Annotated in this window: 11 protein-coding genes; 2 read left to right on the top strand and 9 right to left on the bottom strand. The window is 51.4% G+C overall.

The genetic code is table 11. From position 1 onward, the window contains the following. Window positions 1-57: 57 nt before the first annotated feature. The gene (locus LLG96_01650; protein ID MCE5248904.1) at window positions 58-1,329 is read right to left on the bottom strand and encodes a T9SS type A sorting domain-containing protein; all 1,272 of its coding nucleotides are present in this window, start codon (window positions 1,327-1,329) and stop codon (window positions 58-60) included. Between the two features lie 584 nt (window positions 1,330-1,913). On the opposite strand from LLG96_01650, the gene LLG96_01645 reads away from it, so the two are divergent. Then, window positions 1,914-2,954, top strand: coding sequence for a sugar phosphate isomerase/epimerase (locus LLG96_01645; GenBank protein ID MCE5248903.1), 1,041 nt, complete (start codon window positions 1,914-1,916; stop codon window positions 2,952-2,954). 276 nt (window positions 2,955-3,230) lie between these two features. Further along, the gene (locus LLG96_01640; protein MCE5248902.1) at window positions 3,231-4,286 is read left to right on the top strand and encodes a sugar phosphate isomerase/epimerase; all 1,056 of its coding nucleotides are present in this window, start codon (window positions 3,231-3,233) and stop codon (window positions 4,284-4,286) included. Between the two features lie 117 nt (window positions 4,287-4,403). On the opposite strand, the gene LLG96_01635 is transcribed toward LLG96_01640, so the two are convergent. From LLG96_01635 to LLG96_01600, 8 genes are all read right to left on the bottom strand, one after another. Continuing rightward, entirely contained in the window at window positions 4,404-4,817 is a 414-nt protein-coding gene (locus tag LLG96_01635; protein ID MCE5248901.1) for a hypothetical protein, read from the bottom strand. A gap of 148 nt (window positions 4,818-4,965) precedes the next feature. Then, complete coding sequence (locus LLG96_01630) at window positions 4,966-6,795, bottom strand: DUF4091 domain-containing protein (protein MCE5248900.1); 1,830 nt, start codon at window positions 6,793-6,795, stop codon at window positions 4,966-4,968. Window positions 6,796-6,825: 30 nt separating this feature from the next. Next, on the bottom strand, window positions 6,826-8,283 hold the full coding sequence (gene gcvPB / locus LLG96_01625) for an aminomethyl-transferring glycine dehydrogenase subunit GcvPB (protein MCE5248899.1): 1,458 nt from the start codon (window positions 8,281-8,283) through the stop codon (window positions 6,826-6,828). Continuing rightward, a complete protein-coding gene (gene gcvPA / locus LLG96_01620) occupies window positions 8,268-9,611 on the bottom strand; it encodes an aminomethyl-transferring glycine dehydrogenase subunit GcvPA (protein MCE5248898.1) in 1,344 nt (447 codons plus the stop codon). Before gcvPA ends, gcvPB begins: the two co-directional genes overlap by 16 nt. Next, entirely contained in the window at window positions 9,612-10,016 is a 405-nt protein-coding gene (gene gcvH / locus LLG96_01615) for a glycine cleavage system protein GcvH (protein MCE5248897.1), read from the bottom strand. It lies immediately after the preceding gene. Window positions 10,017-10,194: 178 nt separating this feature from the next. After that, window positions 10,195-11,610, bottom strand: a complete 1,416-nt coding sequence (locus LLG96_01610) for a tyrosine phenol-lyase (protein MCE5248896.1) — start codon at window positions 11,608-11,610, stop codon at window positions 10,195-10,197. A gap of 118 nt (window positions 11,611-11,728) precedes the next feature. Continuing rightward, window positions 11,729-13,024 (bottom strand): aminomethyl transferase family protein, encoded by a 1,296-nt coding sequence (locus tag LLG96_01605; GenBank protein MCE5248895.1) that lies wholly within the window; start codon window positions 13,022-13,024, stop codon window positions 11,729-11,731. 432 nt (window positions 13,025-13,456) lie between these two features. Beyond that, window positions 13,457-13,670 (bottom strand): hypothetical protein (locus LLG96_01600; GenBank protein ID MCE5248894.1); only part of this gene is annotated, 214 nt, incomplete at its 5' end.

The following is a 13,670-nucleotide window of genomic DNA, read 5'->3' as shown; positions in this document are numbered from 1 at the left end:
GTCTCATTTTTCCACTCCTTATTTGTAATACAGTCATTTTATAAGATTTATTTTGGGTTATTTCATCAGCGTTATTCTGTGGCTCAGAAATTCCTTTCCAGCCTCAAGACGCACGAAATACACACCTGAAGATACTGCCGACCCTGCTTCATTTTTACCATCCCACACTACCGCATGTTTCCCGGCTGGCAGTGTCTCCGAAAGAAGGCATCGTATCTTCTGACCCGTTATGGTGTAGATGTCGACCATGACAGAGCCACTTTCAGGGATAACGAACTCGATGGTTGTCGAGGGGTTGAAGGGGTTGGGATAGTTATTGAATATCACCAGTTGTTTCGGAATTGCCGCTTTCTGTAATCTCGGCGTTCCCTGCAGTGAAACCGTTGTCAGGGCATCACGGGTTCCGATCCATTTTTTTCCTGTATTATCGGTAAGAATGGCACGCACGTAAGTGTCTTTTTCAAGTCCGCTCTCACGGCGTGAATAGCTCTGCCATGTCTCCCCATCGTAGCGCCAGATACCGATAATCGATCCGAACCATTTTACATCATTTTCATCGACAGACACAGAAAAAATACTTCGGTCATCCAGTATATTATGCCGTGTCCGGGCCGAATAGACTGTCCATGTGGTTCCATCGAAACTCGAAACGCCATCACCGGTTCCACACCACAGTATACCTTGTTTATCGAACGCAAGAGACAGGATAACATCGCATCCAAGTCCATCTTTTCCCTTTGTGAATGTTTTCCATGCGGCACCATCATAACGTGATAGGCCATTGTGTGTTCCCAGCCAGATATTACTGTTAATATCGAATGTTATTGCGCTGACACGGTTGCCAGCAAGACCGTCCTTTTCGGTCAATGTTTTCCATGACGACCCGTCAAAGATCGATACACCCTTGTCGATTGTCCCAAACCACTTATTGTTCTTTGCATCAACCGCAAGCGAAATCACATAGTTGCTCGCCAGTCCGCTGTTTTCTGTTGTGTATGTATTCCACTTCACGCCGTCGAAGCTCGACACGCCTCTCGGTGTTCCGACCCAGAGGACGCCATCCTTATCGAAAGCCAGTTCCCGCGCCTCGTTGTTGACCAGCCCGTCCTTTTCACCATACACGGTCCAACTCGCACCGTCATAACGCGCCACACCGCCGCCGTCGGTTCCGAACCACAGCGCGCCGTTCGCATCCTCGGCAATCGCCCGTACTTCGTTGGCCGGGAGACCGTCCGCCGTCGTAAACTGTTTCAAGCGTTCGTCCCCGGCTGCCGATATGGCGAACAGGCATACTGCAATAATAAATGCACAGAATAAACGTTTTTTCATGATTTTATCCCCATTTTTGATGGTTTTTACATATTTGACGGAACTTTTCCGCAATAAACCTCATTTATAACGGGAATATATGATATATTCGTGCAGGCTAATGGCACTTAAAATTAATAATAATGATAATAAAGCCCTTAAATCTCTAGTATAATGTTCATCGTAATTATGGGTACTAGTATACGGGTAGGTAATGATATAAAATGTGATGCAGATCACAAAATTTGAAAAATAATGAGAAAATTTTTGCTGATATTAACTCATACGGATTAATTCATAAATCTGAATTAAGTCCATAACTTTGCAGGAGTGAAAAAGTCAGATAAGAGGATTTGATTACAGGTAAATACTTTTTTGTGAATCATTGTGGTTAATTGTTAATAATAGTATAAAATAATATACCTTTGTGCCTTCGTGTCTTTGTGGTTGATTTTTTTGTGACCCGTATGCAATAAAAAATGATAAACGGATACAACCCTGAATATTTCTTGTCACAGGAAAGTCGGCGAACTATTATTATACAGAGCACGCCTGCATACGGAGTAATCTGAAAAACCACAGGTTTGACAAAGGAGACCGAATCCATGAAAAATACCATGACACGACGGAAAGCCCTCGCAGCCGGCGCCGCATCAGCGGGCATACTGACCGGGACAACCGGCTCGAAAGCCGAAGCGTATTCGCTCGAAAAAACATGGGGCGATGATTTCCTCACCCCATGGAGTCCGCCTGCAACGGTGAAACGCGACCTTAAACCCGGATCGACTCCCATCCGTCTGAGCTGCACATCGTACGGCATCCACTATTCCAAAGACGGGAAGATCGGGGATAATATCAAGCAGATTCGCGATATGGGCTATACCGCGGGCGAGGGAAACGATGAATGGAAACAGGCGTCCGATTCGGAAATCCGCGAGCTCCATGATGCCCTCAAAACCCATGATGTCTGGTTCTATGCGCTCCATATCTGTATCAACAACATTCATCCCGACCTCTCGGAACGTCAGAAAAACATCAAGCGTGTCGCCGAGATGGTACAGGCTGCCGAGCGGCTCGGTCTCTCCTTCGTGGTGACGCACACGGGGAGCCGTGACGACAGCCCGACGAAACCACACCGCGACAACTGGACGAAGGAGACGTGGGACGATTCGGTGAAAGCCATCAGGCAGATAATCAAGGATACGGCGGGCAGCAAGGTCAATCTCGGAGTCGAGGCGCTCAACCCCTGCAACATCAACAACCCGAAAGCGCATGTCAGGCTCAGGGAGGATGTCGGCGACCCCCGTGTCAAGGTTACGCTCGATCCGACGAACATGCTCAATACGAATGACTATTACCGGACAACCGAGCTTATCAACGAGTGTTTCGGTCTCCTCGGTGAGGACATCCTCTACGCCCATGCAAAGGATGTGCTCTGGCTTCCCGATATGCTGCCGGCGTTCAAATGGGTCATTCCCGGCACGGGCACGATGGATTATGAAACGTATCTCGTCAACCTGAGCCGTCTCAAATATACCAGACCGCTTCTTCTCGAGTTCCTCCCGACGGAGCAGTACCCGCAGGCGAAAAAATTCATCGAGGATACCGCGGCGAAGGTCGGAGTAAAAATTTACCGGCAGGCTTGAAATAAAAGGGGAGAAGAGTCAAGGATAAGCAAAAGTTACTGCATTTCATAGAATTTTACCCTCACCCTCGTTCCCTCTCCCGTAAACAGAAGAGGGATGAAAACATTATATCAGACAGTCGAGTATGTTACCAATAATTATTTCAAAGGATTCTTACAATATATTATTTATTCGGATATTCCTGATGTTTTTTTATAGTACTTATCCGTGTTATCCGTGTAAATCCGTGGCTAATAATATCTTGAAATAATCTGATGTTCTGACAGGAGATCACACATGAAAGACATGACGAGACGGACAGCCCTCGGAGCGGGAGCAGCTTCGGCGGGAGTTCTTATAGCAGCCGCAAATTCAGCATTGGCGCAGAAAAAAACAGCACAGGAAGGATCCAATCCGCCTTTTTTAACGCCCTGGAGCCCGCCGGCCGGTCTCAAACGCACCCTGACTCCCGGAAAAACCCCGATCCGTCTCGCTTCGTGGTCGAGCACAACCACGCTCGATTACCCGAAGGACATAAGCATCACCGATATGGTCAAAAGAATCCGCGACCAGGGTTATTCGTCCGGCAATGCGGGGGGACGGCCATCGCCATGGCTTACGGCGCCCGATTCCGAGATAAAAGAGCTCAAGGATGCGCTTAAAACGTACGATGTCACCTTTTTCGACATGCATACCTACACGAACAACATCCATCCCGACCTTGCCGAGCGCAAAAAAAACCACGAGTATGTCATCAAACAGTGCGAAGCGGCCGAACGGGTTGGATGCCCGATGGTGACAACCCATACAGGCACATGCAGCGCCGAAGTGCCTATCTCGCCCCACAAAGACAACTGGACATGGGAGACATGGAAGCTTCAGGTGAGCGTCATAAAGCAGCTTCTCAGCGACACCTCGGGCATGAAGGTGGCGTTCGGAATCGAGGCTGTCAACATGACGAGCATGAACAACCCGAAGGCGCATCTCCGGCTCATCGAGGACGTGGCCAGCCCACGGCTCAAGGTCTGTCTCGACCCGGTCAACATGATGCATCTCGGCGTTTATTTCAGAAATACGGAGCTCATCGGGGAATGTTTCGAGCTGCTCGGCGACAATATCATCGCCGCACATGCCAAAGACACCTATATCCTGCCCGATAAAATGTCGGCGTATATCACCGAGGTTGCGCCGGGAAAGGGCATTCTCGATTACGAGACCTATCTCGCGGGCCTCAGCCGTCTCAGCTCGCCGCGGACGCTCCTCATCGAACACATTCCGGACGATCAGTACGCGGGTGCGAAAAAATATATCGAGGATACCGCAGCGAGGATAAAGGTAGCCATTTACAGCTAACGACTACGCACATTCAAACAGTAACTGATTCCCGGGTAACCGCACAAACTCATGGGAGAGTGGTTATCATTGTTTTAAAAGATCGGTACCTGAGGAGTAAACAAATTCCGGGAACGATTATTTCTGTGTAAAGTATGCTCTGTCAAGTTTGCGCATGATATCCGCAACTTCATGTTCATCCAGTTCTTTGCCGTTTATGACAACCTTCCGGATGACTGCATCGAACTTGAGAAAAGGGTCGGGGGTGAGGGTAAAAAGGTATGTGGTTCGCACCTTCGTTGCGGGATCTTTACCCTCGATGTTGAGCAGCCATGATGTATCCTGAACTTTTTCCCATTTTTTTTTTACATTGATATCAAATGCTTTATTGAGGTCCATGGGTTTCATTCTCAGGAGTTCGGTTTCGCTGCCGTTTGTTCCGGGCTTAACAATTCTCATGTTCGAGGTGACAAAACTGAAAGGAGGATCCTCTGTGGAACATCCGGAAAAAACGAACAATAACACTAGAAGATAAGCCGCGTTTCTACCCATTGCATACCCCCGTATTTATAACCCTCACTCTGCCGCTGTCCCGTGAATTCCGGGCGGAGCGGGATGAAAAGCAATTTAAACCAGATATGTATTTTTTATTTCCGATACGGCTGTCACAAAGACAAAATTGGCCCGTGTGCCTGTCTTTTCAGCGCTTACGTTTCACTATCTCCCCGGCGATTTTCTCACGGGCGGCGAGAATCACATCGGGAGATTTCGAGAATTCCCACCAGTCCGGCGCCACCGAATTGACGATGTCCGTCACCGTATCCCGGCCGGCCAGCTTTTCGAGTATGACAAAGTATTCATAGTCTTCCATACCGTCACGGAGATTTTTCAGCCGCATGCACGGAACCGGCCCGTCGATACCGCACGGTACTCCCGGGTAAAACAGGTATCCGCCGCCGTTCCAGTGCGTCCCGAAATGCGAGAAAGCGGGATTGTTCCACGGATCGAGCACCACGGTGACTGTCGACCAGTACAACAGCCCGGTGATATGATACTGCCAGTTGATCCATGTCGGAACACGGTATACGGCGAGCGGACGGTCGATGTGCCAGTAGGGTGGATCATAATCCTTGAATTTTTCATACTCCGGATGATACCGGGGCGTCCGTTGGGCGAGGGCGGTATATGACCAGACCTCGTCGCCGTGGGCGATTTTTTCATCGATAGACTTTCGGTCGATGAACGACCAGAGAGGACACCAGATGTCCACTGCCGCATCGATGTCGGGCCATGATGGGTCCTGAGTATAGGTCTGTTCCACCACGAGGCACCGCATTCCGGGAGCGGCGTCGTGCACAAGCTTACCGTAATCGCTCACGAGCTGGTAATTCTCGGCGAGGTTCGGCTCGTCATGCATATAGTAATATGCGTTTTTCTCCCATCCGTTTTCCCTGAGATACCGGTAATAATCCTTCACATACCTGATTGTCTTGTCACGGTTCGTCGTTGTCGGGTCCTTGAACGGAGCCCGCGGAATCTCGAAATCGGTTACATGGAGCCTGATCATGAACTCCTTAAGCGCTTTGTGACGGTCGGGGAGAATGGTCAGCGAGCCGTCCTCGTTGACCTCGGGCAGGAGGCTCCGGGGAATCGGCGGGTTGATACGGTGGGCGGCCATCTCCTCGCAGTACCGCATCTCGATAGCCCTGAACCGGTCGGAATCACGCTCGACACCGAAAAACCGTGTGATATTCCCGAAATTCCCGAAATGGTTCCGGTGCGTCGGCCCGTCGGGAAGCGTGAAATCCCACACGGTGACCGTGACCGGCACGGCAGCGGAAACATCGCCGTCCGTGGTTACGGTGAATGTTCCTTTATAGACTCCGGCAGCCGCATCTCCGGGAATGGAGACATCGCCCCAGATCGGCTGGTTTTGCCCTTTGAATACATCGAACGGAAGGGCATACATCTCATACCCTTTTGTGACTATCGGAGCACCCCAGCGTTCCCTGAACTGGCTCAGCGGCTCGATCGGCTGCCCGGTCAGTGGATCGATGAACGGAACGAGGGGGTCATCGTACAATCCCGGAGGAAGATCGGCGTGAGGGGTCGATTTCCGCACACGGACAAGCTCCTCACGGTACAGTTTGACAGCATCTTTCCCGATCCGTGAGCCGCCCGGCCCGGTAAGATCGGAGATTTCGGCTTTTACGACCCTGATATTTTCCTGCGGCGCCTCAACGACAACCTGAAAGGATTCCGCTTCGTTTCTGGCCGCTTTGATCGCCGCTTCGGGAGAGCCGGATACCTTCCGGTCCTGGCCGACACGCTCCATGCTGTTGAGCACGGTCAGCCGGATTACCTGAGTGTCGGCAGCATGAACAGCCGATACTCCCGTAAACAAAACAAGAGCTATGGCAAACCACATGTTCTCTTTGCCTCCTTGTCCCTTTATCACTTTGCCCTTCTGTCTCTCTGTCTCTCTGTCTCTCTGCCACTTTGTCTCTCTGTCTCTCTGTCTCTCTGCCACTCTGCCACTTTACCACTTTACCACTTTTTTCTATCCCTTAAGGCACAGATTACGGGCGGCAAAAACCTCATCGAGCCGTCTCACCTTGCTCCGGGTCGGGGCTTCGTGGAGGAGTTCGGGATTTTCCTCGGCCTCACGGGCTATAACCGTGCATATCTCGACAAACGCATCGAGGGTTTCCTTCGATTCCGTCTCGGTCGGCTCGATCATGAGTGCTCCCTTGACCACAAGCGGGAAATAGATGGTCGGCGGATGGAACCCGTAATCGATAAGCCGTTTCGCGATATCGAGTGTCGACACTCCGTTTTTTTCCTGCTTCCGGTCGCTGAAAACGCACTCGTGCATGCAGGGCCTGTCATAGGGCAGGTGGAATATGCCCCTGAGATTTTCCTTGAGGTAATTGGCATTCAGGACGGCAAGCTGGCTCGCCTTCCTGAGGTTCTCCGGCCCCATGCTCAGAATGTAGCTGTACGCCCTGATGATCACACCCACATTGCCATAAAAGGCGTGGAGCTTCCCGACAGACCGGGGATGATCGTATGAAAATGCATATGCATCTCCGTTTTTTTCGATGCGCGGTACCGGAAGAAACGGTTCGAGATGCTTTTTCACGCAGACGGGGCCGGAACCCGGTCCGCCGCCGCCGTGCGGTGATGAGAACGTCTTATGGAGGTTGACATGCATGACATCGACGCCGATTTCACCCATGCGGACGATTCCCATGAGCGCGTTGAGATTGGCGCCGTCGCAGTACACCTGCCCGCCTTTCGCATGGACGATCTCCGCGATTTCCCTGATATTTTCCTCGAACAGCCCGAGGGTGTTCGGGTTGGTAACCATGATTCCGGCCACATCCTCGTCCATGATCGCTTTTACCGATTCCGGGGTGAGGATACCCTTTTCTCCGGATGCCAGGGCGACGGGTTTGAATCCACAGAGTGCAATACTTGCCGGATTGGTGCCGTGCGCCGTGTCGGGAACGATGAATTTCGTACGGTGTTCGCCCCTGCTTTTATGGCAGGCATTGATAAGCATGACACCCGTGAGCTCGCCATGAGCGCCGGCCGCAGGCTGTAACGACACCGCATCCATGCCGTTTATTTCGGCCAGGAATCGTTCCATATCGTACATGAGCCTGAGCAGACCCTGTGATAGTCCCGGTGGCAGCAGGGGGTGCGCTCCGGTGAATCCGGGGAGATTCGCCTGACGTTCGTTCAGCTTCGGATTGTACTTCATGGTGCACGATCCGAGAGGGTACATTCCCGAATCGACTCCGAAATTCCACTGCGAGAGCCTCGTATAGTGCCGCACGACATCACATTCGCTCAGTTCCGGCATATCGGGTGCTTCGCCCGCAAGACCGGGATCGACGGGGTAATCGCCCGTATCGTTCGCCGGAAGGGAGAATCCGCATCTTCCGCGGCTGCTTTTTTCCCAGAGGAGCGGCTCGTTGAATATAAGCCCGGTCGTTCCTATCGATTCAGGCATGCTTTCACCTCCTTCACGAAACCGTCGATATCGTCCTTTGTTTTCGTCTCGGTGACACACATGAGATAACAGCCTTCCAGTTCGGGATAGTACTCCGCGAGCGGCAGTCCCGCCACAATTTTGCGTTCGGCGAGCCGGTTGTAGGCCTGCTCGAAACTACGGGGCGCGCGGACAACGAATTCATTGAATACCGGGCTTTCAAACCGGGTTTCGAAGCCCGCCTTGTTCAGGAGTTCCCTGAAGTATTGCGCCTTGTTGTAGTTGATCCGAGCAAGGTCACGGAGTCCTGTCCTGCCGAGACACGCCATGTACATCGCGGCTCCCAGCGCGCACAGGCTCTGGTTGGAGCAGATGTTGGAGGTCGCCTTTTCACGGCGGATGTGCTGCTCCCTTGTGGAGAGGGTGATCACAAATCCGCGCCTGCCGTTTTTGTCGACAGTCTTCCCGACCAGCCTTCCTGGCATGGACCGCGCATAATCCATCTTCGCGGCGAACATGCCGAGCGAGACTCCGCCGAACGACTGGGTAAGACCGAGGCTTCTTCCTTCACCGCAGACGATATCGGCTCCCTGGGAACCGGGATTTTTAAGGAGTCCGTACGCAATCGGCTCGGTGAACGACACGACACTGAGAGCCCCGTTACGGTGCGCATGGCCGGAAATCCCCGTAAGGTCCTCCACACAACCGAAGAAATTCGGCGACTGGACTGCGACCGCAGCAAGGTCGGATGTATTCTGTATGGCAGCCAGGTCGGTTCTCCCGTCCTCGCCGAAGGGAATTTCGACAATCTCGAAACCGAGCGGGGTAAGGTAGGTTTTTACAACATCACGGTATAAAGGGTGAACGGCCCTTGAGAGAGCCACCTTCCTCTTGCGGGTGATGCGGAACGCCATGAGCACCGCTTCTGCGAGCGCCGATGCACCGTCGTACATGGAAGCGTTGGCAACCTCCATGCCGAGGAGCCTGCATACAAGCGTCTGGTACTCGTAGATTCCCTGGAGCGTACCCTGGCTCACCTCGGGCTGGTAGGGAGTATACGCGGTCAGAAACTCAGAGCGCCCTAAAAGATTCGAAACCACCGTCGGAACATAATGCTCGTAGCACCCGGCTCCGAGAAAGGCCGTGCAATCCGGCATGGCGCACATTGTCGAGGCAAGAGCATCCATGTGACGGTTCAACTCCCACTCGTTCATCGCCGCCGGAAGGTTGAGCGGCCCCTTCATGACACAGTCACCGGGCAGATGCGAGAACAGGTCATCGAGCGTTTTCGCACCCACCGATTCCAGCATGGTGGCTATGCTGTCCTCCGTATGAGGCAGATAACGCATTCAGTCCAGTCCTTTCAGCATTTTTTTGTAGTCTGCGGCATTCATGAGCCTGTCCGTATCGCCGGGATCATCGGGTTTGACTTCCACCATCCACCCCTCGTCATAGGGACGTTCATTTACGAGCTGCGGTGACCCGGCGAGCGCCGGATTCACCGCGATAACCTCACCGGCGACCGGCATGAGGAGATCGGACACCGCCTTGACCGATTCGACTGTGCCGAAACTTTCGTTGTAACCGAATGTCGCGCCGATTCCGGGAAGCTCGACATACACGATATCACCGAGCTGATTCTGCGCAAAATCACTGATGCCGACCCTGACCCTGTCTTGTGCGGGAAGCGCCCATTCATGGTCATCGGAATAACGGCGATCATCCGGAATCGACAGTTCATCAATATCTCTCATAACAATCCCCCATTAATACTATAGTTAATAGTCTCTGGTTTATGGTTTATGGTTCAAGATTCAAGGTCTCTGATCTCTGGTTTATGGTTTATTGTTTATAAGTTCCTGTTTATCTGTTGCTTTTTTTAACCAGAAACCAGTCTCTTGTGCCTTATGCCTTATGCCTTTTTTTAAACTTTTACCCGACCGGCTCGAAACGCGCCTGGAAAAAGCGCAGGAATCTGGGTTCGTAAACCATTCGTAATCCCTTCATCTGCTCACGGGAATCGTAGACATACTTGACAGCCTCAGCCACTACATCCATGTGCGCCTGTGTGTAAACCCGCCGCGGAATTGTCAGGCGAACAAGCTCCAGTTTGGGGAAACGGTGTTCGCCGGTTTCGGGGTCACGGCCGGCGCTGACAATGCCCCGTTCCATCGACCGGACACCGGAATCCAGATACAGTCCGGCTGCGAGAGTCTGAGCCGGGAACTGATCCTGCGGAATATGCGGGTAGATACTCTTTGCATCGAGAAAAACCGCATGCCCGCCGACCGGCTGGACGATGGGGATTCCCCAGTTCATGAGCAGGTTGCCGAGATACCGTACCTGTTCAACCCGTGAACGCACATGGTCATCCTGCACCGCCTCGGTGATGCCGATGGCAAGCGCTTCCATATCGCGTCCGGCCATCCCGCCGTATGTGTGGAGTCCCTCGTAGACCACAACCAGATTGCGGAGCTCGTCGAAAAGATCGCTGTCATTGACCGCGAGCCAGCCGCCGATGTTGACCATGTGATCCTTCTTTGAACTCATCCACGCGCCGTCGGTGTAACTGCAGAACTCCCTGAGAATGGCGGCGATGGGAGTGTTTTCATAGCCTTCCTCACGTTCCTGGATGAAAAAGGCATTTTCGACCATCCTCGTGGCATCCAGATAGATAGGGACGCCGAAACGGCTGCAGAGCTCGCGAACCTCTTTCAGATTCGCCATGCTTATGGGCTGACCGCCGGCCATGTTCACCGTGCCGGCGAGGCTTACATACGGGATGTTTTCGGCTCCAATCCGTCCGATCAGCGACTCAAGCTTATCGAGGTCTACATTGCCTTTAAAGGGATGATGGCTCGCAGGGTCGTGCGCCTCGTCGATGATGACATCGATAAAGGTGCCGCCCGCCAGTTCCTGATGGAGCCGTGTGGTGGTGAAATACATGTTGCCGGGTATATAGGTCGCCGGTTTTATCAGCGCCTGGCTTATGAGATGTTCGGCGCCCCTGCCCTGATGAGTGGGTACGACATAGCGGTATCCGTAATACTTCTGAACAGCTTCATCGAGATGATAGAAATTACGGCTTCCGGCATACGCCTCATCTCCGAGCATGATACCGGCCCACTGACGGTCGCTCATGGCGCTCGTGCCGCTGTCGGTCAGCAGATCGATGTAGACGTCTTCGGAACGGAGGAGAAAGGTGTTGTACCCGGCTTCGATGAGAGCACGGTGACGTTCTTCGCGGGTTTTCATGGCGATGGGTTCAACCATCTTGATTTTCCACGGTTCCGCCCACGAGCGACGGCCGAACTGCTGGCCCATGGTTTTGATCGTCTGATCGGTCATGAACCACCTCCCCAATTGTTGGGATACTCTGAGATATGATGAAATATAAGCCTTTTTGAGCAATTGCGGGTATTGGCCAGATGGATTCAGTCCGTCATAATATACCGCATCCGTAATCTCATGATTCCCGAGAGAGATTCCTGCTCAATTCGAGCATGGTTTTCATGGGAAGGCGCGCCGTACGATCCGGCCGTATACTCGTAGCTATCGAAACCCTGATCTCTCTCTTGGTGTCCCTGAGGATAACCTCATCTCCGACCTGAACCGGCTCAGACACCCTGACAAAACCGCAGCTCAAGCCGCGGGGAACAAATCCCTCCGGCCTGTCGGGGCTTACAATGCTGAATATCCTGTCCCCGTGACGGTCGATACCCATATCGGTCACACATGAGAGAACCACGCCGATTTTTTTCCCGTGACGGTCGATTACATCCGCCTGGGGTTCATGTGCGGAGACTTTGCGCAGGTCATATCCGGTAAAGGGACAGGTATATGGCACATCATGTACATTTTCCAGGGCTTTTCTCCCGATAAAATCCTTTGTAAAGCCTGTTCTGTCCGAATTGTAGGGAAGTGCAAAAATCCAGGGATTACGGAGAAACGGCCAATGCCCGATGTCCTGGTGGGAAAGCGGCAATCCGGCGCCCGCCCTCAGCGAATCGCGGGCCGCAAAACCGCAGGATATCAGACCGTGTTGTTCCCCGGCTTTCAGAATCATCTCCCATACTCTCACGAGGCGTGACGGTTCAACATACAGTTCAAATCCGAATTCGCCGGTATACCCCGACCGTGACAGCATAACAGACGACCCGTCAACGAGCTTGACACCTTCCGAATAGGGAGAGCTCTCATCGAAATAACCCCTCGAAGAATAGTACACCATACCGTCAAACACCCGATCGGCATCGACTATAATCTGCTTCATGACGGCAACCGAACGGATTCCTTGTATATCGATTTTACCGATACGGTCGGAAAGATCGGTAATGGTCACGTTACATCCCCGGCAATGTTTTTTAAGGTGGTTCGTCACAAGCTCGCCCATTCCCGCATTGACAGCGGCGCAATAAAAATCTCGATCCATCTGATAGAGAACGCCGTCATCGACAACCGAACCATCTTCATCCAGAAAAATTCCGTTCGTGCACCGTCCGGGAACTAGCGGTGTTTTCATTTTCCCGATACAGGCATCGAGGTCTTTTGTGAAACACCGCTGAAGCTGACAAAAGGCATCGGGGCCATAAACCAGGATAACCGACATATGGCTCGTATCGAAGATACCGGCATTCGTAAGCACGGCGAGGTGTTCACGTTTCGCTCCGGCCGGATACCATAAAGGCATAAGGTATCCGCCGAATTCAGTCATGTATGCACCATGCGATACATGCCATTCATGTAAAGGAGTAGTTTTCATTATTGTTCCGGAGATAATATTGTGTATTTATTATTGTATTTATTGAGTTTATCTGACAGCTTCAGTAAAAATAAAAAAAACGCTCATAAACTCGACATGCATAGCGGCCGATAATCCTGTAAAGACACTCTGTTGATAAGGTCGGCGGCGACCATACTGTAATTTTAAAAGTAATTTACATAAAAACAGCATTGAGCGGCATACGGCATTACATCTGAAGTTGCTATAGTATATGTATTATTTGCACATAAAGTCAATAATATTTTAATTATTTTTGTGTCATAACAAAATTCTATTGATTTTTATCGTACTATTATGTTTATTGCTGTTCAATAACCGGATATTATCAAAAAGTGCTCATATGATTATCTATTATGGTATTTCTTCGAATATCGCCCCGGCATGATATGTTCTTTTTTCTGTTCATTGTTTTCATAACTCGCCGGTGTGCTCATTTCCATTCGGGAATCGTATGACATGAACGTATTTGCTGAAATGAACAGATTGATGCTTCATAAGGAAATATAAAAAAATGTTATAATGTTTATTATTATAACCGCCGTTTTCACTGAGGTTTTTCATAACCAATACTATCATATTGTTTTCTGCAAAGGAGGGAATCATGGTAATCGATAGCACAAATATC

The sequence above is a fragment of the bacterium genome (genome assembly GCA_021372535.1).
Taxonomy (GTDB): Bacteria; Latescibacterota; Latescibacteria; order Latescibacterales; family Latescibacteraceae; genus JAFGMP01.
Note: the sequence above shows the minus strand (reverse complement) of the source record. Positions and strands in the feature narration are given on the sequence as shown.